This is a genomic window from Limnohabitans sp. (genome assembly GCF_034680285.1).
Lineage (GTDB): Bacteria > Pseudomonadota > Gammaproteobacteria > Burkholderiales > Burkholderiaceae_C > Limnohabitans_A.
In genome coordinates this window covers 46,377-67,308 of sequence record NZ_JAXITC010000013.1, presented here as the reverse complement: position 1 = coordinate 67,308, position 20,932 = coordinate 46,377, and the positions used below count along the sequence as shown (strand labels likewise).

Genomic DNA, 20,932 nt, shown 5'->3' with positions numbered 1-20,932 from the left:
TCCTGTGGATGGGTCTTCGCGAATCAGGCCGCGTCGTAGACGACTTCCAGCGATGGCTTGATGTCTTCGTGCTTGCCCACCATGTCGAACACGGTCGCAGGCTCGAGCACCACGTTGCGTCCGACCACATCGGCACTGAACAGACCCAACAACTGGTCTTGGGTCTGAGGTTTTGGGCGTTGTGGAGGGGCTTCGGCGACGTTTTTGGCCAACTCGGCAAACAGGGGGCCCCACTCACCATCAGGACGGCCAATGATTTCGTAACTGGCACTCTTGCGGCGGATGTCTTCGTTGGCCGGGATGGCAGCCAGCACGGGGATGCCAGCGTTGTCGGCAAAGGCTTGGGCTTCGCCGGTGCCGTCGTCTTTGTTAATGACCATGCCCGCCACGCCCACGTTGCCGCCGAGCTTGCGGAAATATTCCACCGCCGAGCACACGTTGTTGGCGACGTACAGGGACTGCAAGTCGTTGCTGGCCACCACAATGACCTTTTGGCACATGTCGCGGGCAATGGGCAGGCCAAAGCCACCGCAGACCACGTCACCCAAAAAGTCGAGCAGCACGTAGTCAAAACCCCAGTCATGGAAACCGAGTTTTTCGAGGGTTTCAAAGCCGTGGATGATGCCGCGCCCGCCGCAGCCGCGACCGACCTCGGGGCCGCCCAATTCCATGGCGAATACGCCATCGCGCTTGAAGCACACATCGCCAATGCTCACGGCCTGACCTGAGAGCTTGAGACGGGATGACGTTTCGATAATGGTGGGGCAAGCCTTGCCGCCAAACAGCAAACTGGTGGTGTCGCTCTTGGGGTCACAGCCGATCAGGAGCACTTTTTTGCCCTGCTGCGCCATCATGTAGGACAGGTTGGCCAAGGTGAAGCTTTTGCCGATGCCGCCCTTGCCATAAATGGCAATGATTTGCGTCTCTTTGGTCACCTCGGAGGTGCTGACGGCGTCGGGCTCGACGTCGGCTTCGCGCCGAAGCACCTCGACAAATTTGATGGGTTGTGAGGTGTTCACGGTGTCAGTTGAGGTATTCATGAGGAGGCACTCCAATCCAAGATCATCTTGAGACAGCTCGCATCTCCGAAGGCGGTCTCGTAGGCAGAACCAGCTTGTGTCGATGGCTGGGTGTGGGTGATCAAACCGTCGAGCGACAAACGACCGGTGTTCACCAGTTCGTTGACGGCCAACAAATCGGGACGCTTCCACTCGGCGGCAATGCGCATGCGCGCTTCGCGCATGAAGGCCGGGGCGTAGGCAAATGAGAGGTCTTGTTTGTAAAAACCGGCCAACACCAATTCGCCACCGGGGCGCAGGCGCTGAATCAGGCCGTTGAGCAGACTGCCGTCGCCGCTCACGTCGTAAATGGTGTTGTAGTCTCGGCGCGGATCGTCTTGCGGCTGCATGACGGTGTAGCCCTGTGCGCCGGCAAATCGTTCCACTTGGGTTTCCCAAACTGTGGGGGCTGGCAAGCCAGCAGCCACCGTCAAGCGGGCCAATAAACGGCCCATGACGCCGTGACCGATGATGAGTTCAGGCGGTGCGAACGGGTCTTGCTGTCCCCCACCCGATACCGCGTGGTAGGCCGTGGCAGCCAGCGCCAAAAGCACCGATTGAGCACCCGAATGCTCAGCCACCGGCACCACTTTTTGCTCGGTCACCACCAGTCGCGAAGCCGCGCCACCAAACAGGCTTTTGACACCCGTGAAGCAATTGGCACCTGGCACAAACACACGCTGACCGACTTGGAAACCCGTGTCTGAGGCGCTGCGCACCACGCGCCCCACCGTCTCATAACCCGGCACCAAGGGGTAACCCATACCCGGGAAGGGAGGCATGCTGCCGTCCCAGAGCATGCGCTCAGTGCCGGTGCTGATGCCACTGTATTCGACGGCAACTTCAAGCTGACCGGCCTGCAATTCAGGAAGGTCCAAGGCCTGCAAGGACAGACTCCTGGGGTTGTTGAAGACAACGGCTTGGGATTTCATGATTGTATTTTTTGCTTTACATCAATACATGTCAAATCTAATTGACACTTTTATGGGAATCATAGGGTAAACACTGAGATTTACGACCCAAAAGAATTCGGGCATGGATGGGCATGGCGTTGGGCACCTCCTCGACGTGGGTGAAACCCGCCTCTTGCATCATGGTTTGCAGCTCTTGCGGCGTGCGCAGCCGCCCTGCCCCCATGGCCAGCAGATAAAAGTGAAAGTAAGCGTCAACCGAAGCACTGGGTTGGCCCGCTTCGCCCTCGGGCTGCGCCATCGGCTCGGCCAATAGCAATACACCACCCAAAGGCAAAGCCGCATGGGCTTTTTGCAAGATCTGACGGACCACGGCATCCGGGTGGTCGTGTGCGACACGCACCAAAGTGATCAGGTCTGCGCCCTCGGGCAAGGGGTCGTCCAGAAAGCTGCCAGGGTGCAAAGCCACACGCTCGGTCAAACCCTTGGCCTGCAAGCCTTCGCGGGCAAGCGCCAGAACGGGGGGCAAATCAAACATCTTGAACTTCAGGTGCGGTGCGTGCGCGGCCAGTTCGCTCACAAAGCGGCCCTTGCCGGCACCCACATCCAGCACGCAACGGTGTTCGTCAAAAAAGTAGGACGACAAGATTTCTTGCACCACAAAGCCTTGCGATGCGGCCATGAGTTGCGAATACCGGGTGAACTTGTCCACCTCCGATGCAGGCATGGCCACCGCAGGCTTTTCATGGGCATAAGGCCAATACTCGGCCATACCACCGCTCCAGGCGTTGTTCAAAAACTGCAGCGGGTCTTGCATGTCTTGGTAGAGCAGGTGGTTGTGCTCGATCATTTGGGCAATGCCCTCGTGCTGCGCCAGCGGCACACCCAATGGACCCAGGCCAAAACGACCTTGGCTGCGGTGCTCCAACAGCCCCAGCGCTACGGCCGACAGCAAAAGGCGCTGCAAAACTGCAGGGGCCAAGCCGGTGCGGCGTGCCAAATCGTCCAAATGGGCCGGGGCTTGGTGAAGGGCTCGAAACAGATCAAGCCGCACACAACCGAGCAGCACTTGGCTGTGCACAAAACCGGCCATCAAATCGAACAGCTTGCGGGTACGGCGACGCGTCAGCCAGCGTGTGAAGGGATTGCCAAGCGACCAACGGTACAAACCGGGATGGGCATACCAACGCTCCAATCGGGCTTGCCAAGCGTCCTTGAGAGAGGTGGAAGCGTTCGGGGCCTGCATGGCGGCCAGATCCAGGGGTTGGGACATGGTGCTTCCTTCGCGTCTTGAGGGAACGCCGCTCAATGCGGGGCACTGATGCGGCCAACGGCCACTTCAGGGTGGGTCTTGAAATAGCCTTCACAGAGCGCTTTGGGCACCAAGCGCTCGGCTTCGACCTGAACCAATTGGCGCAGCATGTCGCGGCATGAGCAGACCGGGATCGATTCAGCAGCCTGATCGATCAGGTGGTCAAAGTGGGCAATCGCACCCGTCAGGCCCAGTGCTTGGGCTGAGCTGGGGCGCGCATGCAAAGCATCTTGGCCTGCGGGCTTGCCCAATGTGGCGGCATCGGCGATCACGTCGCGGATGTCATCGGCTACTTGGTAAGCCTCACCCAAAAACTGGCCCAAATGCGCCCACGGCTCGGGTGCTACGCCACAACTGAGGGCGCCCGCGCAGGTGGCAGAGACAAACAGCGCACCGGTCTTGGCGCGTTGGTATTGGCCCAAATCGGCACTGGTTTCGCATTCCCAGGCTTGTCCGGCCACGATGCCATGTGGCAAGCCCACACCCGTGGTCATGTTGTCCATCAGGGCCATCAAGCGCTCAGGCTGCTGCGCACCCGCTTGCAACAAGACCCGATAGGCCATGACGATCAGGCCATCACCTGCGAGCAAAGCCAATGGTTCGCTGAAAGCTTTGTGCACCGTCGGGCGACCGCGCCGGGTGTCGGCGTTGTCAAAAGCAGGCATGTCGTCGTGGACCAAGGAGGCGCAATGCATCAACTCGAGGGCCACGGCGGCGGCATTGGTCAGATGGGGCGCGTTATCGCCACAGGCTGTGGCCACGGCCATGCACAGCTGCGGGCGGATGCGTGCCCCGCCCGAAAACACGGCGTGTCGCATGGCGGCCACCAGCCTTGGCGGCGCACCAATGCCCGCAGCTTGCTCAAAATGCGTGCTCAGGGCTTGCTCGGCGCGTGTCATCAAGCTCATGGGACCTCCGAAAGGAAGGCCTGTCAACCCAAGCTGACAGGCATGGGTGTAAATGTAACCAGATTCAATAAGCTGTCAACATTTATTGACACAAACTCTCCCCCAAGCACTTCAACTTCCGAGCAAAATCTCAACCATCTTGACCAAACGGCCGCAACAACAGAAGGAATCCCATGGGAATTTGGATAGAACTGGGTATTTTTGGCCTGGTGTTCCTATTTGCCTTTTGGCAAATGCACGATGTGCGAAAAGCACAAGAACAAACGCGCCAACAACGGGCGCTTGAAAAGGTAGAACAAGCAGCTGAGGCGGCGCTGGCGGAGTCAAGTCAAGTTAAACCCGAGCCCACCCAAAAAGAGCAAAAACAAGGGTGATTGCCCTGCCCGAGGAGCGATGGGCATGGGTTCGCGTGGATTTGCGTGGTTTTTTTCGCGGCGAAGGTGCTGGTCTTGCTCAGCCGCCCTGAGCCGCTCTCAGACGGCCAATTCGGCATTGAACTGCAAGGCCGCTAAGCTTGCGTAAAGCCCGCCCTTGGCTTGCAGCTCGGCGTGGGTGCCTTGCTCCATGAGACGTCCGCGCTCCAAAACCCAAATCACATCGGCGCGCTGCACCGTAGCCAGACGGTGCGCAATGACAAGCGTGGTACGGCCCACCATGGCTTTGTCCAGTGCCGCTTGCACCATTTTTTCGCTTTGCGCATCGAGTGCACTGGTGGCTTCGTCCAGCAGCAAAAGAGGTGGGTTCTTCAAAATGGCCCGTGCAATCGCGATGCGCTGGCGTTGACCACCCGACAAACGCACCCCCCGATCACCCAAATAGGTGTCAAAACCCTCGGGCAACTCGCGGATGAACTCTTGTGCATAAGCCGCTTCGGCAGCAGCGTGCACCTCTTCCAGACTCGCATCAGGACGGCCATAGCGGATGTTTTCGATCACCGTGCCCGAAAAAATCACAGGTTCTTGCGGCACGATGGCCATGCGCTCGCGCAAGTCGTGCAGGTCCATTTGGTCGATCGGCACACCGTCCAGCACGATGCGACCCGTCTGGGGATCATGAAAACGCATCAGCAAATCGAACAAGGTGGTTTTGCCTGCGCCACTGGGGCCCACCACGGCCACCGTCTGCCCCGGATGAATCTGTCCACTGAGTTGATCCAACGCCCAAGTGTCGGGGCGCGAGGGGTAATGAAAGCGGACCGACTCCAGCTGCAAAGACGACCCGCCCTGCGGCCAAGGTGCTTTTTTGGGCTGGGCAGCGATTTTGAGGTTGGACTCGGTGTGCAGCAATTCCATCAAGCGCTCGGTCGCGCCAGCAGCGCGCAACAAGTCGCCATAGACTTCGCCCAGAACCGCAAAGGCGCTGGCCAGCAAGATGACATAAAAGACCGTCTCGCCCAACTGGCCAGCTGTGCTCGTACCCGCACGCACAGCCAGGGTGCCCATGTAAAGGCCCCAGAGCAAGACAGCGCTCGACGCCATGATGATGAAACCGACCAGCACGGCCCGAGCGCGAATGCGGCCAAGTGCCGTACCCAAGGCACGCGCCGTAGATTCAACAAAACGGCGGGTCTCGCGGCCCTCGGCGGTATAACTTTGAACCACACTGATGGCGTTGAGCACTTCGGAAGCGATGGCACTCGAATCGGCCACACGGTCTTGGTTGGCGCGAGACAGACGGCGCACGCGACGGCCCAGATAGACGCTTGGGAAAATCACAGCGGCCAGCACCGCGACCACCTGCAGCATGAGCACCGGATTGGTCCACACCAGCATGATCAACGCGCCTGCGCCCATGACCAAGTTGCGCAGTCCCATCGAAAAAGAAGAACCCACCACGGTTTGAACCAAGGTGGTGTCGTTGGTGAGGCGAGAGAGCACCTCGCCCGATTGCGTGGTTTCAAAAAAAGCCGGGCTTTGCTTGAGCACATGGCCATAGACCGCGTTGCGCAGGTCGCCCGTGATGCGCTCGCCCAACCAACTCACGGTGTAGTAACGCCCCGCAGAAAACACCGCCAAGGCGGCCGCCACAACAAACAACTGCAAAAAATTACCCGACAGCTGATCGGCTGTGGCACCACTGGCCAGGCCTTGATCAATCAACTGACGCAGAACCCAGGGAAACGCCAAAGTGGTGCCTGCGGCCAGCAATAAAAACACCGCGGCAAAGCCCATGGCCACGTGGTAGGGCTTGAGGAATGGGGCAAGACCGGTGAGCGATTTGGGGGTGGTGGCCATGTCAACAAAGGATTAAAAACAGTCGCGTGAAGCATAACGTCAAAAGCGCCCGACCCCATTTCGCTTGTTTTGGCGACGACAATCTGTGTTTTCAGAAAATTTCCCCCATGAGCACACTGCCACCCTGCCCTCAATGCCAAGACGAGTTCACCTACCAAGATGGCAATATGTTGATGTGCCCCAGTTGCGGGCACGAATGGAACCCAGCGGAAGCAGCGGCGGGTGAAGTGGCCAAAGTGTGGAGAGATGCCCATGGCAACGTGCTTCAGGACGGTGACTCCGTGACCTTGGTCAAAGACCTGAAGATCAAGGGGTCGTCTGCCGTGGTCAAGGTGGGCACCAAGGTCAAAAACATCCGCTTGATCGAAGGTGACCATGACATCGACTGCAAAGTCGAAGGGTTTGGCCCCATGCAACTGAAAACCGAATTCGTCAAAAAAGCCTGATCCAGCCATGAGCGACGACAACCAGCTGTATCTGCCGGAAAGTTTCACAGCACTGTATGTGCCGCCGGGCAAGGTCAAACCCAGCATCAGCCTGCGAGACATGGCCCAGCGGTACGAACTGTGTGAAGACTTGGCCAACTTGCTGACCGAAAAAGCCGCCAACATGCAGTTCACATTGGGCATCACCGAAGAGCTGGTGTTGCAGCAATGCGAGTTGGGCCTGCTCACCGAGCCTACCGTGGTGTCGCCTATCGAAGCACGCTGGGTGGTGTGCCGCTTAGCCGAACTGCTCAACTGGCCGATGGACCAGCTGCTGCAAGCACCACCGAATGGGACATCTGTCGCCTAAATCCTGACAAGGCGCAAGCCCAAGGTCATGATCTAAACATGACCCAAGTCTCCAACGATCTGCAGCGCCTGCTGACGGCGCCCATCTTGCCCACCCTGCTGCGCTTGTCCGCACCCAATGTGTTGGCCATGGTCATGACGGTGTTGGTCGGCATTGCCGAAACCTATTACGTAGGTCGCTTGGGCACAGCCCCTCTGGCAGCCATGGCACTGGTTTTCCCGTTTGCCATGCTCACCCAAATGATGTCGGCCGGGGCCATGGGTGGTGGGGTGTCTGCCGCCATCAGCCGGGCATTGGGCGCGTCCGACGTGCCGCGAGCGCAAACCTTGTTGCAGCATGCCTTGCTGATTGGTGTCGGTTCTGGGCTGGTCTACAGCGCCATCTTTGTGGTCTGGGGACCATCGCTTTACCAACTTTTGGGCGGGCGAGACGCCGTTTTGCTTGAAGCCAACGCTTACGCCCTGGTCCTCTTCAGTGGGGCCTTGTGGGTGTGGCTCATCAACACCTTGGCCTCGGTGCTGCGCGGCACGGGCAATATGCGCACGCCCTCCGTCGCCTTGATGGTCACGTCGGCCCTGCAAATCATTTTGAGTGGTGTGCTGTCTCTGGGCGCGGGGCCTGTGCCCGCCATGGGCATGGTGGGAGTGGCTTGGGGCCACATCATCGCCACGGCCGCCGGCGTCGCTTATTTCCTTTGGTACCTGATCACAGGTCAAGGGCGCCTAAAGCTGCAGTTGCAAGCCTTCGAAATGCAACGCCGTGTGTTTGCAGACATCCTCAAAGTGGGTGCCATAGCTTGTTTGTCGCCGGTGCAATCGGTGTTGGCAATTTTGATTTTTACCGGGCTGCTGGCCCAGCTGGGCACCGAAGCCTTGGCAGGGTATGGCATTGGTCAGCGCCTGGAGTTTTTGCTCATCCCCATCGCATTTGGCATTGGTGTGGCCTCTGTCCCCATGGTGGGCATGGCCATGGGCGCAGGCCGTGCAGAACGTGCGCGGCATGTGGCTTGGGTGGCGGGTGGTGTGTCGGCGTTCAATTTGGCGGTGATCGGGGCCGTGGTGACACTGGCCCCTGATCTGTGGGCAAAGCTGTTCACTCAAGACGAGGTGGTGCTGGGTTTTGCCCGGCAATACCTGGTGACCGCTGGACCAGCTTTTCCATTTTTTGGCCTGGGCTTGACCTTGTACTTTGCTTCGCAAGGCGCTGGGCAGGTCATCGGGCCCGTGCTGGCGGGCACGGTGCGCCTGGTGCTGGTTGCGGGGGTGGGTTACTGGCTCACCCAACACCAAGGCACAGCCGAACACTTTTATGGGCTGGTGGCCGTGGCCATGGTGCTTTATGGCGTTGTCACCGCAGCAGCCGTCAAAGTGACTCCGTGGGGTCAGCGCTGAGGAAATACACGCACAACTCTTAGCGTCACGCAGCCTTGTCCAGCCCCAACAAACGGATCGCATTGCCCTTCAAAATGCCCGGCATCACCTCGGGCTTGAAACCGGCGACTTCAAAGTCTTTCATCCAGCGCTCCGGCGTGATCAGTGGGTAGTCGCTGCCAAACAAAATGCGGTCTTTGAGCAAGGTGTTGGCGTACTGCACCAATTGCTTCGGAAAGTACTTGGGGCTCCAGCCTGACAGGTCGATCCAAACATTGGGTTTGTGCGTGGCAACGCTCAGCGCTTCGTCTTGCCACGGAAAGCTCGGGTGCGCCATGACGATCTGCATGTCAGGCCAATCGATGGCCACGTCATCGAGGTGCATCGGATTGCTATAGGCCAGGCGCAGGCCACCGCCGCAGCGCATGCCTGAGCCAATGCCACTGTGCCCAGTGTGAAAAATAGCTGGCAATTTGTGCTCATTGATCACGTCATAAATCGGCCAAGCCATCTTGTCGTAAGGGTGGTAGCCCTGCACAGTGGGGTGAAACTTGAAGCCCTTGATGCCTTCTTCCTTGATCAGGCGCTCGGCTTCGCGGGCCCCCATTTTTCCTTTGTGCGGATCGATGCTGGCAAACGCAATCATCATGTCGCTGTTGTCGCGGGCCGCCTTGGCGATTTCTTCGTTCGGAATGCGGCGGCGACCCAGTTGTGATTCGCTGTCCACGGTGAACATGACCAAACCGATCTTGCGCTCGCGGTAATAGGCCACGGTTTCTTCGATCGTCGGGCGGCGGTTGCTGCCAAAGAATTTGTCGGCGGCGCGGTCGTATTCCTCGCCGTAGTTGTCAAACGGGTTCCAGCAGCTCACTTCGGCGTGGGTGTGGATGTCGATGGCGATCAGGTCTTCGTGTTTCATGGCTTTCCTTTACGGCAAGTATGGGGGGAACAATAGCCGATGACGAATGCCTCGCCCGTCACCAGCAGGACCACACCGTCCATCGACCCTAGGGCGGGGCTCCCATAAAAAATGGGCTGAGATGGTCCTAGGGGAAAACACCAAGCAGCAAATGGCCATCGGCTGATCACAATATGGTTATCAATAATAACCTTCTTGGCCTTTAGGTCAAGTCTGCTGAAAGCGCTTGCGATGACAAATACCAACCACCCCATCCTCGAACGTGCAGCCGCCAACGGCGTGGCTTTGGACATGCAAGGAGCCGTTGCCGTGGTCCGCCTGTGCCGTCCGGCCAAGCGCAATGCCTTGAACGATGGCCTTATCGAAGCGCTGCGAGATGTGTTCCAGAATTTGCCACCAGAAGCGGGTGCTGCCGTCATCCACGGCGAGGGCGACCACTTTTGTGCCGGCCTGGATTTGTCTGAATTGAAAGAGCGCGATGCCGGCGAAGGCATTCACCACTCGCGCAGCTGGCATGTGGCCTTGAACGCGGTCGAGCAAGGTCGCGTGCCCGTGGTGGCTGCTTTGCATGGGGCGGTGGTGGGCGGCGGCCTGGAACTGGCCAGCGCCAGCCACATCCGCGTGGCCGACGAGAGCACTTTTTACGCGCTGCCCGAAGGCACACGCGGCATCTTCGTGGGTGGTGGTGGCTCCGTGCGTGTGCCCAAGCTGATTGGCGCAGCCCGAATGACCGACATGATGCTCACCGGCCGCGTGTACAACGCGCAAGACGGTGAACGCGTGGGTTTGGCGCAATACCTCGTGCCCACGGGTACTGCATTGGCCAAAGCCATCGAGTTGGCCACCCGCATTGCCACCAATGCGCCACTGACCAACTTTGCTCTGACGCACGCCCTGCCTCGCATCGCCGAGCAACCCGCTGACCACGGCTTGTTCACCGAAGCATTGATGGCCTCGATTGCCCAATCCGCTCCAGAAGCCAAAGCCCGCGTTCGTGCCTTCCTGGAAGGCAAGGCCGCCAAGGTGCAAAAGAGCTGAATCGGAGACACGCATGAACGCCCCCAAATTCCGCCCACTCAAATTTGGCGTGACCCGTGTCAACTTGCAAAGCGGTGAGCCCGGCACGCAGTACCTCAAAGCTGACCAAGACCTGCAAGCTTTTCCAGACCGCCTGACTGACCGCCTGCAACATTGGGCGCAAACCAAGCCCCAACACACCTTCATGGCTCGCCGCGTTAAAAACGCCGATGGCACCTTGGGCAACTGGCGGCATGTCACTTATGCAGAGGCTTGGACCCAAGCACGCAGCATTGCGCAAAGCCTCATCGACCGCGGCTTGAGTGAAGAGCGACCTGTGGTCATCCTGAGCGAAAACAGCCTGGAACATGCCTTACTGGCTTTGGGTTGTCTCGTGGCCGGCGTGCCCTACGTGCCCACCTCGCCCCCCTATTCCTTGGTCAGTGTGGACTATGACAAGCTCAAGCATGTGCTGAGCACCGTCACGCCTGGAATGGTGTTCGCCTCGGACGATCGTTATGCCAAAGCCATCGCCGCCACGGTGAGCGACGACATGGAAGTCGTGATGGTCGAGGGTGGTGTGCCCGGCCGAAGTATCACGGCCTTTGAGAGCCTGTGTGCACTGCCCGCCACACCCGCCGTGGATGCGGCCATGGCCGCTACCGGGCCTGACACCATCGCCAAGTTCTTGTTCACCAGCGGCTCCACCAAGCTGCCCAAAGCCGTCATCAACACCAACCGCCTGTGGTGCGCCAACCAGCAACAAATTGCCCAGTCCATGCCTGTCTTGGCTGAACAGGACTTGGTGCTGGTCGACTGGCTGCCCTGGAACCACACCTTTGGCGGCAACCACAACTTTGGCATGACCGTGTTCCACGGAGGCACTTTGTACATCGACGATGGCAAGCCGACGCCTGCCCTGATGCACGAAACCCTGCGCAACCTGCGCGAGATCGCTCCCACGGTGTACTTCAACGTGCCCACGGGTTTTGAAGCCATCGCCAACGCGATGAAGACCGACGATGCGCTGCGCAAAACCCTGCTCTCGCGCGTCCAGATGTTTTTCTACGCCGGTGCCGCTTTGGCGCAACCCATCTGGGACAGCCTCTACGAATCGCAAGAGCGTGAAGTGGGCGAGCGCATCGTCATGGGCACGGGCCTGGGTATGACCGAATCCGGGCCGTTTGGCATCTTTGTGACCAACCCTTTTGTGCAGGCGGGCGACCTGGGTGTGCCCACACCTGGCCTTGAACTCAAGCTGGTGGCCATGCAAGGCAAAACCGAGGTGCGCTACCGCGGCCCCAACATCACGCCGGGTTACTGGCGCAACGCCGAAGAAACCGCTGGCGCCTTTGACGAAGAAGGCTTCTTCAAAACGGGCGACGCGGTGAAATGGATCGACGAAACCGATGTGCATTTGGGCCTGAAATTCGACGGCCGCATCGCCGAGGACTTCAAGCTGGCCACAGGCACCTTCGTGAGCGTAGGCCCCTTGCGCGGCAAGATCATTGCCGCTGGCGCGCCTTACATCCAGGACGCGGTGTTGACGGGCATCAACTTGAAAGAAGTCGGCGCCATGATTTTCCCGACTCCGGCTGTGCGCGCTTTGAGCGGCTTGCCGGCTGACGCCCCCATGTCGGATGTGCTGGCATCAGCTCCTGTGCTGGCCAAGTTCCAGGACATCGTGAACACCTTGGCCCAAACCGCTACCGGCAGCGCCAACCGCATTGCCCGGCTGTGCCTTTTGAGCGAACCACCCACCATCGACAAGGGCGAGATCACCGACAAAGGATCGATCAACCAACGCTCAGTGCTCACGCATCGGGCGAGTACCGTGGCGGCTCTGCACGAAGGCACATTGCCACACATCGTCCAACCACAATGATTCCCCTGTAGGAGCGACGCCCCCGTCGCGATGGCTCAAGCAGCCCCTTTTCAGGGGCACCGCTCCTACACAAACGAAAGAGAAAAAATGACCGCCAAAGGATTTTTCAACGCATTTGCCGATGTGTGGATGCACGAAGGCGTGCGCACACCCATGGTCGATTACTGCGGCGCATTGGGTCACATCTCGCCTACCGATCTTGGCATCAAGGCCGCACGCGAAGCCTTGAAGCGCGCAGGCATTGCGCCGACCGAGATCGGCTCGGTCATTACCGGCAACATGGCCCCTGGCGACTTCGACCAGTTCTTTTTGCCGCGCCACATCGGCTTGTATGCTGGTGTGCCAGAAGAAGTCCCCGCCATCATGACCCAGCGCATTTGCGGCACCGGCTTTGAGCTGTTCCGCCAAGCGGGCGAACAGATTGAAGCGGGCGTGTGCGATGCCGCACTGGTGGTGGGCACTGAGAGCATGACGCGCAACCCTATTGCCGCCTTTGACCACCGTACAGGCTTCAAACTGGGCGCTCCCGTGGGCTTCAAGGACTACATGTGGGAAGCGCTGAAAGACCCGGCCGCTGGCATCAACATGATCCAGACGGCCGAGAACCTGGCCAAAAAATACAACATCACCCGCGAAGAGGTGGATCAGTTTGCCTCCGACTCATTTGCCAAGGCCATGGCCGCGCAAGCAGCCGGTTTCCATGCGGGCGAGATCGTGCCTGTGGTCACTGAAAAGTTTGAACTCGAAGGCTACAAAGCCCGAGGCATCAAGTTACAAGGCAAAGTGACCGAGGTCAGCACCGACACCCACCCCCGCATCTCGCCGCCCGAAGTGTTGGCCAAGCTCAAATCGGTCTACGAAGGCGGCGTGCAAACCGGAGGCAACAGCTCGGCCTTGGTCGATGCGGCTGCGGCCTGCGTGGTCACCTCAGGCGCTTATGCCAAAGCACAGGGCAAAAAGCCGCTGGCCCGCGTGGTCGCTGCAGCCGCTGTGGGCGTGCCGCCCGAGATCATGGGCATTGGCCCTGCGCCCGCCATCCGCCTGCTGCTCGAGCGCACGGGCCTGAAGCTGTCCGACATTGGCCGCTTCGAAATCAACGAAGCCCAAGGCGCGCAAACCCTGGCCGTGGGCCGTGAGCTGGGCCTCGACTTGGCCAAACTCAACGTGAATGGCGGCGCGATTGCGCTGGGCCACCCGCTGGCTGCGACGGGCGTGCGCCTGACCATCACGCTGGCACGCGAACTCAAGCGCAGCGGCTTGCGCTATGGCATCTCCAGCGCCTGTGTGGGTGGCGGTCAAGGCATTGCGCTGCTGATCGAAAACCCGGAAGGCGTTTGAACCATCCTGTAGGAGCGGCGCCCCGCCGCGATGAATCACTGCAATCGCGGCGAGGGCGCCGCTCCCACAACAACTGAAAAGGCAAGCAAATGAACATTCAAGGACAAGCAGCACTGGTCACCGGCGGTGGCTCCGGTTTGGGCGAGGCCACTGCCCGCGAACTCGCCCGTCTGGGCGCCAAGGTCGCGGTGCTCGACCTCAACATGGAGAACGCTGAGCGCGTTGCCAAAGACATTGGCGGCGTAGCGGTGCATTGCAACGTATCTGACCCGGACAGCATGGCCAAAGCCATCGAGACCGCAGCAGCAGCCCACGGCCCGGCCCGCATCTTGATGCAAATCGCAGGTATCGGCACCGCCAAACGCGTGGTCGGCAAAGACGGCACTGCAGCACCCTTGGAAGAGTTCGCCAAGGTGATCAACGTAAACCTGATCGGCACCTACAACGCGGCCCGTCTGTTTGCAGCCGCCTGCGCCAAGCTCGACCCCATGGACGACAACGCCCGTGGCGTGATGGTCTTCACCGCCTCGGTCGCGGCCTTTGATGGTCAAGTCGGCCAGCAGGCCTACAGCGCCTCCAAAGCCGGGGTGGTCGGCATGACCCTGCCCATGGCCCGAGACCTGGCGCAACACGGCATCCGCGTCTGCACCATCGCCCCCGGCCTGTTCGCGACCCCTCTGCTCAAAGGACTGCCCGAGCCCGTGCAGCAATCGCTGGCGGCCAGCATCCCCTTCCCGGCACGTCTGGGCAAACCCAGCGAATTTGCCGAGCTGGCCTGCCACATCGTGAGCAATGACCACTTGAACGGCGAAGTCATTCGGCTGGATGGCGCACTGCGCATGGCACCCCGCTGAAAGCACCAGATGAGCAAAACCGTTGTTTACGAAGTTCAGGTGATGTTCGGTGACTGCGACCCCGCAGGCATCGTCTTCTTCCCCAACTTCTCCAAGTGGATGGACGCCTCTTCACTGAACTTCTTTGTGAAGTGTGGCGTTTTGCCATGGCGGGAGCTGGTCAAGACGCGCGGCATCATCGGCACGCCCCTGCTGGAGATCAACACCAAGTTCATCCGCCCCGCTACCTATGGTGAAACCCTGCAGATCCACACCAGCGTGCAAGAGTGGCGCGACAAAGTGTTTGTACACAAACATGTGGTCATGCGTGGCGAGACGGTGCTCTGCGAAGGCACCGAGGTGCGCGCCTTTTGCATCAAGCACCCTGACGATCCCGACCGCATCAAAGCCATCCCGGTGCCCGAGGACATCAAAGCCTTGTGCAGCTGAAGCAAAGATCTGAGCCATGTACTACGAACCCGGCGTTACCCCCCACGGCTTGCCGCATGACCCGTTCAAGTCTTGCGTGATCCCACGCCCTATCGGCTGGATCTCGACCGTGGATGCACAAGGCCGCCACAACCTGGCGCCTTACAGCCAGTTTCAGAACGTGACCTTTGATCCCCCGATTGTCATGTTCAGCGCCAACCAAACCACCCAAGGTGAGCGTAAGGACTCGGTGCGCAACGCTGAGCAGACCGGTGAGTTCGTGTGGAACATGGCCACTTACGCTTTACGCGATGCGGTCAACATCTCGACCGAAGAAGTGCCCCATGGTGTGGACGAGTTCGAGCGTGCAGGCCTTGAAAAACTGCCCAGCCACCTGGTCAAGCCCATGCGGGTCAAGGGCTCGCCCATCCAGTTCGAGTGTGTGTACCTGAACAGCCTGCGCTTTCCCGGCAAACCGCCCATGGGCACCGCCGATGTGGTGTTTGGCCGCGTGGTCGCCATCCATATCGACGATGAAATCATCAATGGTCAAGGCCTGATCGATGTGCTCAAGATCCAGCCGCTGGCGCGAATGGGTTACTACGACTACACCTTTGTCGAGAATCAATTTCAAATGGTCATCCCCGGCAACAGCAAAGCTTTGTTGGCAGGGCTGGAAGGCTCGGCCGATAAAGCGGCCCGATCATCAACCCCCTGAAATCATCTATCCCCTTTCACCCTTTCATCCACCTGTTTTTTTACCACCCTAAAAGGAGACAAGCATGACCAACCGTCGTGAATTCATTCAATCCACCATCGGAGCTGCCGTCTTGGGCAGCACCGCTTTCCAGCAAGCTTGGGCACAAAGTGGCTTGCCGATCGAGCAAGTCAAAGTGCTCTACGGTTTCCCCCCCGGCAGCTCGGGCGACATCTGCGCCCGCCGCGTAGCGGAAAAATTTGGAGGCACGCCTTACAGCAAGAACGCCGGCATCATTGACAGCAAGCCAGGTGCGGGCGGCCAGATTGCCCTGAACCTGCTCAAAAGCGCCCCAGCCGACGGCTCGGTGCTGGCCATGACCCCCTTCTCTGCCATCTCTCTCTACCCCCACATCTTCAAGAACTTGCAGTACAAGCCCTTTGAAGACTTCACGCCCGTGGGCACCGCTTCCATGATCCACCATGGTTTTGCCGTGGGCCCTATGGTGCCTGCCAGCGTCAAAAACGTGAAAGACTTCATCGCTTGGGCCAAAGCGAACCCAGCACAAGCGAGCTACGGCTCGCCTGCTGCAGGCTCCACACCCCACTTCATCGGCGCTTTGCTCGGTCTGAACCAGAACTTCGAGTTCAAGCATGTGCCTTACCGCGGCTCGGTGCCTGGCGTGACCGATGTGGTGGGCGGCCAGATCGCTTGCATGTTCACCCCACACGGCGATTTCATTGCCAACCACAAGGCTGGCAAGATGCGCATCTTGGCCACCTCGGGCAAAACCCGCTCGCCATTTGTGCCTGATGTGGCCACCTTTGCCGAGCAAGGTTTCCCAGAACTGACCGTCGAAGAATGGTTCGGTTTTTATGCCCCCGCCAAAACGCCGTCCAACGTGATCCAAGCCGCCAACACGGCCATCAATGCAGCCCTGAAAGACAAGGGCGTGCAAGACGCTCTGACCGTGGTGGGCCTGATTCCGTTTGGTGGCTCTGCTGCTGACCAGCTCAAGAGCTCGCAAGTGGAACTCGAACGCTGGGGCCCACTGATCAAGCGCATCGGCTTCAGCGTGGACTCCTGATCGGCTGGTCTGATGACCCTCCCGGAGCACCCCTCGGTGCTCCGGCGTCTTTGATTGAACCCAACATCCCATGAACGCCTACCAACCCCGCACCGACGACATGCAGTTTGTATTGTCCCGCGTCCTGAACGCGCCCGCCCAACTGCAAGACCTGCCCGCCTTTGCCGAGGTGGATGCAGACTTGATGCAACAGGTGCTGGATGAAGCTGGCAAATTCGTGGGCGAGGTTGTGGCCCCGCTCAACCGCGATGGCGACGAGATCGGTGCCCAGTGGAAAGACGGCGTGGTCACCATGCCGCCGGGCTTCAAGGACGCCTACCAATCCTTCTGGCAATCGGGCTGGCCCGCCTTGGCCGCCAGCGCCGAAGACGGCGGCCAAGGCCTGCCCACCGTGCTCGAAGCCATGCTGTACGAAATGCTGAGCGCGGCCAACCACGGTTGGACCATGGCGCCCGGTCTGCTGCATGGCGCTTACGAGTGCATCAAACACCACGCCAGCGACGAACTCAAAGCGCTGTACCTGGACAAAGTCGCTACCGGCGAATGGCTGGCCACCATGTGCCTGACCGAGCCCCATGCGGGCTCCGACCTGGGCCTGGCCCGTACCAAGGCAGTCTCTATGCCTGATGGCCGCTATGCCGTTAGCGGCACCAAAATTTTCATCTCGGGCGGCGAGCACGACCTGACCGACAACATCGTGCACCTGGTACTGGCCCGCCTGCCCGACGCACCGCCCGGGCCCAAAGGGCTGTCGCTGTTTCTGGTGCCCAAGTTCTACCCGGACGGCAGCCGAAGCCGTGTGCACTGCGACCGCATTGAAGAAAAAATGGGCCTGCACGGCAGCCCCACCTGCGTGATGCGTTTTGACGAAGCGGTCTCTTCAATAGTGGGCGAGCCGGGCAAGGGCTTGGGCGCGATGTTCGTGATGATGAACGCCGCCCGCTTGCATGTGGCCCTGCAAGGCATTGGCCTGCTGGACGCTGCTTGGCAAAAGGCCGATGCCTATGCACAAGAGCGTCGCCAAATGCGTGCACCGGGCAAAGGCAAAAGCCCGGGTGAAGCCGACCTGATTGGCGAGCACCCCGCCATGCGCCGCATTTTGGACACGCAGCGTGCCTGGGTCGATGCCGGTCGTGTACTGGCCTACCGCACCGCGCTCGAACTCGACCTGATCAAGCACAGCCCCGACGCCGCCACGCAAGCCGCCGCCCAGCGCTGGTGCGCCCTGGTCACGCCGGTCATGAAATCGGTGTTCACCCACCAGGCCTTCCACGGCGGCAGCGACTGCCTGCAGGTGTTTGGCGGGCACGGCTATGTGCGCGAATGGGGGATCGAGCAAATCGTGCGCGACGCCCGTGTGGCCATGATTTACGAAGGCACCAACGAGATTCAGGCGATCGACCTGCTGGTGCGCAAGGTGATGGCCGATGGTGGCCAGAGCATGAACGCCCTGCTGGACACGATCGCGGCCGACTTGCCAAAAGGCGCGAAAGCCAGTACCGCCGCGCAAGCACGCATCCAGACACTGCGCGCCGTGACTGAACAGATCGTCAAAGCCGCGCCGCAAGACGCTGCGCTTGCCTTCCGCGTGGCCGACGATTACCTGCGTGCTGTGGCCCTGGTGCTGATGGACTGGGCTTGGCTGCGCATCGAGGCAGGTGTGGACGCCGAAACACCCAACGCACAGACGCGCTGGTTGGCCCCGGCCCAAGCCCTGCGCAGCTGGGTTTTGCCTGAGTTTCAAATGCGCAGCTTCATCATTGTTCAGCAATGCGCGGCTGCGGGATGAACGACACCGTGCCAAGTGCAGAGCCTCAACCCAAAGCGACTCGCGCTTTGGCCGCATCGACTGCAGGACCGAAAAAGCGCACAGTCGCGGTCAAGGCAGCGCGGCAGCGCGGCAGCCTCAAGGATTCAGCGGTCACCTGCATCGACAAAGTGGACTCAACTTATTTGCAAACCTTGATGGGCTACAACGCGCGCCGAGCTGCGCTGAGCATCATCGAACTTTTTTTAGAACGGCTGGCACCTTACGGACTCAAGCCAGTCGACTTTTCGGTCATGTCCACCATCCAGCACAACCCTGGCGTGACCTCGCGCCAGTTATGTGCTTCGCTCAACCTTCTGCCCCCCAACTTGGTCGGACTGATCCAGTCCTTGGAGTCTCGCGGCCTGATCGAGCGCAAACCACACCCGCACGATGGCCGGGCAGTGGGTCTGCATGCCACCCCAAAAGGCCAGGCATTGATGGTGCAAGCCGAGCAAACGGCCACTGAACTAGAGATCGAAAAAACCGCCAAACTCACGCCTGCAGAACGCAAAACCTTGCTTAAATTGCTGCAGAAAATTTACCTCTGAAATTTGCTCATGAATACATCCACCCTGCCTTCCATTTGTGAACATGCCCTGCTGATCGGCCGAATCTGGCAGCCACAGACGGGCCCCGTGGTGGTTGCAGTCACACCGCAACACGTTCATGACCTTTCTGGTCTCGCCTTGACGAGCAGCGACTTGCTCGAACAAGACCAAGTGGCCAAAAAGGTCCGACATGGGTTGGCCTCTGGACAAGCCAAGGCTTTGGGCAGCACGCACGCCATCTTGGCCAACAGCGACGAGACCGCACGCGATCCGACCCAAGCATGGTTCATGGCCCCCTGCGACTTGCAAGCGGTCAAGGCCGCTGGCGTGACTTTTGTCGCCAGCATGCTGGAGCGGGTGATCGAAGAGCAAGCCCGGGGCGATGCCAGCCGTGCCGAGGCCGTACGACAGGCGGTTGTGGCGGTGATTGGTGACAACCTGCGCAGTGTGAAACCGGGCTCCCCCGAATCGGCCCAGCTCAAAGAAGTTTTACTGGCCCAAGGCATGTGGTCCCAGTACTTAGAGGTGGGCATCGGGCCCGACGCTGAAATTTTCACCAAAGCCCAACCCATGAGCGCTGTGGGGCCCGGTGCGCGGGTGGGCATCCACCCGGCCAGCCAATGGAACAACCCCGAACCCGAAATCGTCTTGGCTGCGAACTCGCGCGGTGAAGTGGTCGGCGCCACATTGGGCAATGATGTGAACCTTCGCGACTTTGAAGGCCGTAGCGCCTTGCTGCTCGGCAAAGCCAAAGACAACAACGCCAGCTGCGCCATCGGCCCGTTCATTCGCCTGTTCGATGAACACTTCAGCATCGACGATGTGCGGCAGTGTGAGTTGACCCTCAAAGTGGAAGGCCCTGAAGGTTTTGTGATGCAAGGCAGCAGTGCCCTCAGCCAAATCAGCCGTGACCCTCTGGACTTGGCGGGTCAAGCCATGGGCAAGTACCACCAATACCCGGACGGCATGATGCTGTTTTTGGGAACCATGTTTGCCCCAACACAAGACCGCCACGGGCCAGGTCAAGGCTTCACCCATGTGGTGGGCGACCGGGTCAGCGTGTCCACGCCCCTGTTGGGCACCTTGGTCAACCAAGTCACCACCTCAGACCAAGCGCCGCCTTGGGCCTATGGTGTCAGCGCGCTCATGCGCGATTTGGCTCGGCGTTGAGGATCACTTCGCCCAGACAGGTTCTCTGGGACTGGCATAATTTTGCGTTTTCCACACCCCTATGTCCTTTTTTTGAGACTTCGGGTCATTTCTGACAGGATTCCCCATGAACACCACTCCCTCAGGCCTGCAATACGAAGACACCGTTGTGGGTGAAGGCGCTGTGGCCACCGCTGGCCAAGACGTGACGGTCCACTACACCGGCTGGCTTTTCAAAGATGGCGAGCAAGGTGCCAAATTCGACTCCAGCCGCGACCGCCGTGATCCATTTGTGTTCGGTTTGGGCGCAGGCATGGTCATCAAAGGCTGGGACGAAGGCGTGGCCGGCATGAAGGTGGGCGGTCAGCGAACCCTGATCATTCCTGCCGAGTTGGGCTATGGCGCGCGTGGAGCAGGTGGCGTGATCCCCCCCAATGCCACACTGAAGTTCGACGTGGAATTGCTCGCGCTGGACTGATTTCGACCCCCAGACCAGGTCTTTGGGGCACCCCTGCCCCCGACTGATCTGGTTCAGGCTCGGACTGCTGCCCGCCATTTGGCGGGTTTTTTGTGGTCTGGCCCAGGCGCCCGAAATCCTCTCTTGAAGTTGCAGTCTTCGCCCCTAATTAACA

21 protein-coding genes are annotated in these 20,932 nt (G+C 59.8%); 15 read left to right on the top strand and 6 right to left on the bottom strand.

Going from position 1 to position 20,932, the window contains the following annotated elements; genetic code table 11:
* Positions 1 to 23: 23 nt before the first annotated feature.
* The 4 genes from SWE17_RS11625 to SWE17_RS11610 are packed head-to-tail and all read right to left on the bottom strand — an operon-like array spanning position 24 to position 4,189.
* Positions 24 to 1,040, bottom strand: coding sequence for a chlorophyllide a reductase iron protein subunit X (locus SWE17_RS11625; RefSeq protein ID WP_322993263.1), 1,017 nt, complete (start codon positions 1,038 to 1,040; stop codon positions 24 to 26).
* A complete protein-coding gene (bchC, locus tag SWE17_RS11620) occupies positions 1,037 to 1,990 on the bottom strand; it encodes a chlorophyll synthesis pathway protein BchC (RefSeq protein ID WP_322993262.1) in 954 nt (317 codons plus the stop codon). Before bchC ends, SWE17_RS11625 begins: the two co-directional genes overlap by 4 nt.
* A gap of 37 nt (positions 1,991 to 2,027) precedes the next feature.
* Positions 2,028 to 3,242, bottom strand: a complete 1,215-nt coding sequence (locus SWE17_RS11615; protein WP_322993261.1) for a methyltransferase — start codon at positions 3,240 to 3,242, stop codon at positions 2,028 to 2,030.
* Between the two features lie 32 nt (positions 3,243 to 3,274).
* Positions 3,275 to 4,189 (bottom strand): polyprenyl synthetase family protein, encoded by a 915-nt coding sequence (locus SWE17_RS11610; RefSeq protein WP_322993260.1) that lies wholly within the window; start codon positions 4,187 to 4,189, stop codon positions 3,275 to 3,277.
* A gap of 173 nt (positions 4,190 to 4,362) precedes the next feature.
* Here SWE17_RS11610 and SWE17_RS11605 point away from each other — a divergent pair, with 173 nt between their 5' ends.
* Positions 4,363 to 4,563 carry a hypothetical protein gene (locus SWE17_RS11605; protein WP_322993259.1) on the top strand — a complete coding sequence of 67 codons (201 nt, stop codon included), beginning with the start codon at positions 4,363 to 4,365 and terminating at the stop codon, positions 4,561 to 4,563.
* Positions 4,564 to 4,662: 99 nt separating this feature from the next.
* Here the strand turns inward: SWE17_RS11605 and SWE17_RS11600 are convergent, their stop codons facing one another.
* On the bottom strand, positions 4,663 to 6,423 hold the full coding sequence (locus SWE17_RS11600; RefSeq protein ID WP_322993258.1) for an ABC transporter transmembrane domain-containing protein: 1,761 nt from the start codon (positions 6,421 to 6,423) through the stop codon (positions 4,663 to 4,665).
* Positions 6,424 to 6,530: 107 nt separating this feature from the next.
* Here SWE17_RS11600 and SWE17_RS11595 point away from each other — a divergent pair, with 107 nt between their 5' ends.
* From SWE17_RS11595 to SWE17_RS11585, 3 genes are read left to right on the top strand one after another with little or no spacing between them, the layout of a single operon-like run.
* Complete coding sequence (locus tag SWE17_RS11595) at positions 6,531 to 6,869, top strand: zinc ribbon domain-containing protein YjdM (RefSeq protein ID WP_322993257.1); 339 nt, start codon at positions 6,531 to 6,533, stop codon at positions 6,867 to 6,869.
* 7 nt (positions 6,870 to 6,876) lie between these two features.
* Positions 6,877 to 7,218 (top strand): ATPase with chaperone activity, encoded by a 342-nt coding sequence (locus SWE17_RS11590; RefSeq protein ID WP_322993256.1) that lies wholly within the window; start codon positions 6,877 to 6,879, stop codon positions 7,216 to 7,218.
* 38 nt (positions 7,219 to 7,256) lie between these two features.
* A complete protein-coding gene (locus SWE17_RS11585; protein WP_322993255.1) occupies positions 7,257 to 8,609 on the top strand; it encodes an MATE family efflux transporter in 1,353 nt (450 codons plus the stop codon).
* 25 nt (positions 8,610 to 8,634) lie between these two features.
* Here the strand turns inward: SWE17_RS11585 and SWE17_RS11580 are convergent, their stop codons facing one another.
* A complete protein-coding gene (locus SWE17_RS11580) occupies positions 8,635 to 9,507 on the bottom strand; it encodes an amidohydrolase family protein (protein ID WP_322993254.1) in 873 nt (290 codons plus the stop codon).
* A 291-nt stretch (positions 9,508 to 9,798) separates the two neighbouring features.
* On the opposite strand from SWE17_RS11580, the gene SWE17_RS11575 reads away from it, so the two are divergent.
* The 11 genes from SWE17_RS11575 to SWE17_RS11525 all read left to right on the top strand — a co-directional run bounded on the left by SWE17_RS11575 (position 9,799) and on the right by SWE17_RS11525 (position 20,778).
* A complete protein-coding gene (locus SWE17_RS11575) occupies positions 9,799 to 10,545 on the top strand; it encodes a crotonase/enoyl-CoA hydratase family protein (protein WP_199174508.1) in 747 nt (248 codons plus the stop codon).
* Between the two features lie 13 nt (positions 10,546 to 10,558).
* Positions 10,559 to 12,409, top strand: a complete 1,851-nt coding sequence (locus tag SWE17_RS11570; protein WP_322993252.1) for a feruloyl-CoA synthase — start codon at positions 10,559 to 10,561, stop codon at positions 12,407 to 12,409.
* A gap of 87 nt (positions 12,410 to 12,496) precedes the next feature.
* Positions 12,497 to 13,747 carry a thiolase family protein gene (locus SWE17_RS11565; RefSeq protein ID WP_322993251.1) on the top strand — a complete coding sequence of 417 codons (1,251 nt, stop codon included), beginning with the start codon at positions 12,497 to 12,499 and terminating at the stop codon, positions 13,745 to 13,747.
* A gap of 89 nt (positions 13,748 to 13,836) precedes the next feature.
* Complete coding sequence (locus SWE17_RS11560) at positions 13,837 to 14,601, top strand: SDR family NAD(P)-dependent oxidoreductase (protein ID WP_322993250.1); 765 nt, start codon at positions 13,837 to 13,839, stop codon at positions 14,599 to 14,601.
* Positions 14,602 to 14,610: 9 nt separating this feature from the next.
* Positions 14,611 to 15,030, top strand: a complete 420-nt coding sequence (locus SWE17_RS11555; protein ID WP_322993249.1) for an acyl-CoA thioesterase — start codon at positions 14,611 to 14,613, stop codon at positions 15,028 to 15,030.
* 16 nt (positions 15,031 to 15,046) lie between these two features.
* Positions 15,047 to 15,727: a flavin reductase family protein gene (locus tag SWE17_RS11550; protein WP_322993248.1), complete on the top strand. Its 681-nt coding sequence runs from the start codon at positions 15,047 to 15,049 to the stop codon at positions 15,725 to 15,727.
* Positions 15,728 to 15,791: 64 nt separating this feature from the next.
* On the top strand, positions 15,792 to 16,793 hold the full coding sequence (locus tag SWE17_RS11545) for a Bug family tripartite tricarboxylate transporter substrate binding protein (RefSeq protein ID WP_322993247.1): 1,002 nt from the start codon (positions 15,792 to 15,794) through the stop codon (positions 16,791 to 16,793).
* Positions 16,794 to 16,863: 70 nt separating this feature from the next.
* Positions 16,864 to 18,582, top strand: a complete 1,719-nt coding sequence (locus SWE17_RS11540) for an acyl-CoA dehydrogenase family protein (RefSeq protein WP_322993246.1) — start codon at positions 16,864 to 16,866, stop codon at positions 18,580 to 18,582.
* Positions 18,579 to 19,151: a MarR family winged helix-turn-helix transcriptional regulator gene (locus SWE17_RS11535; RefSeq protein ID WP_322993245.1), complete on the top strand. Its 573-nt coding sequence runs from the start codon at positions 18,579 to 18,581 to the stop codon at positions 19,149 to 19,151. Before SWE17_RS11540 ends, SWE17_RS11535 begins: the two co-directional genes overlap by 4 nt.
* Positions 19,152 to 19,160: 9 nt before the next feature.
* Positions 19,161 to 20,321, top strand: coding sequence for a fumarylacetoacetate hydrolase family protein (locus SWE17_RS11530; RefSeq protein WP_322993244.1), 1,161 nt, complete (start codon positions 19,161 to 19,163; stop codon positions 20,319 to 20,321).
* Between the two features lie 106 nt (positions 20,322 to 20,427).
* Entirely contained in the window at positions 20,428 to 20,778 is a 351-nt protein-coding gene (locus SWE17_RS11525; protein ID WP_100119989.1) for an FKBP-type peptidyl-prolyl cis-trans isomerase, read from the top strand.
* Positions 20,779 to 20,932 lie beyond the last annotated feature (154 nt).

Bases quoted from the DNA above. Each gene is read 5' to 3' on its own strand.
- SWE17_RS11625 (WP_322993263.1), bottom strand. From the start codon at position 1,040: ATGAATACCTCAACTGACACCGTGAACACCTCACAACCCATCAAATTT.
- SWE17_RS11590 (WP_322993256.1), top strand. From the start codon at position 6,877: ATGAGCGACGACAACCAGCTGTATCTGCCGGAAAGTTTCACAGCACTG.
- SWE17_RS11570 (WP_322993252.1), top strand. From the start codon at position 10,559: ATGAACGCCCCCAAATTCCGCCCACTCAAATTTGGCGTGACCCGTGTC.
- SWE17_RS11555 (WP_322993249.1), top strand. From the start codon at position 14,611: ATGAGCAAAACCGTTGTTTACGAAGTTCAGGTGATGTTCGGTGACTGC.
- SWE17_RS11575 (WP_199174508.1), top strand. From the start codon at position 9,799: ATGCAAGGAGCCGTTGCCGTGGTCCGCCTGTGCCGTCCGGCCAAGCGC.
- SWE17_RS11535 (WP_322993245.1), top strand. From the start codon at position 18,579: ATGAACGACACCGTGCCAAGTGCAGAGCCTCAACCCAAAGCGACTCGC.
- bchC (WP_322993262.1), bottom strand. From the start codon at position 1,990: ATGAAATCCCAAGCCGTTGTCTTCAACAACCCCAGGAGTCTGTCCTTG.
- SWE17_RS11530 (WP_322993244.1), top strand. From the start codon at position 19,161: ATGAATACATCCACCCTGCCTTCCATTTGTGAACATGCCCTGCTGATC.
- SWE17_RS11580 (WP_322993254.1), bottom strand. From the start codon at position 9,507: ATGAAACACGAAGACCTGATCGCCATCGACATCCACACCCACGCCGAA.
- SWE17_RS11605 (WP_322993259.1), top strand. From the start codon at position 4,363: ATGGGAATTTGGATAGAACTGGGTATTTTTGGCCTGGTGTTCCTATTT.
- SWE17_RS11565 (WP_322993251.1), top strand. From the start codon at position 12,497: ATGACCGCCAAAGGATTTTTCAACGCATTTGCCGATGTGTGGATGCAC.
- SWE17_RS11600 (WP_322993258.1), bottom strand. From the start codon at position 6,423: ATGGCCACCACCCCCAAATCGCTCACCGGTCTTGCCCCATTCCTCAAG.
- SWE17_RS11615 (WP_322993261.1), bottom strand. From the start codon at position 3,242: ATGTCCCAACCCCTGGATCTGGCCGCCATGCAGGCCCCGAACGCTTCC.
- SWE17_RS11525 (WP_100119989.1), top strand. From the start codon at position 20,428: ATGAACACCACTCCCTCAGGCCTGCAATACGAAGACACCGTTGTGGGT.
- SWE17_RS11550 (WP_322993248.1), top strand. From the start codon at position 15,047: ATGTACTACGAACCCGGCGTTACCCCCCACGGCTTGCCGCATGACCCG.
- SWE17_RS11595 (WP_322993257.1), top strand. From the start codon at position 6,531: ATGAGCACACTGCCACCCTGCCCTCAATGCCAAGACGAGTTCACCTAC.
- SWE17_RS11540 (WP_322993246.1), top strand. From the start codon at position 16,864: ATGAACGCCTACCAACCCCGCACCGACGACATGCAGTTTGTATTGTCC.
- SWE17_RS11610 (WP_322993260.1), bottom strand. From the start codon at position 4,189: ATGAGCTTGATGACACGCGCCGAGCAAGCCCTGAGCACGCATTTTGAG.
- SWE17_RS11560 (WP_322993250.1), top strand. From the start codon at position 13,837: ATGAACATTCAAGGACAAGCAGCACTGGTCACCGGCGGTGGCTCCGGT.
- SWE17_RS11545 (WP_322993247.1), top strand. From the start codon at position 15,792: ATGACCAACCGTCGTGAATTCATTCAATCCACCATCGGAGCTGCCGTC.
- SWE17_RS11585 (WP_322993255.1), top strand. From the start codon at position 7,257: ATGACCCAAGTCTCCAACGATCTGCAGCGCCTGCTGACGGCGCCCATC.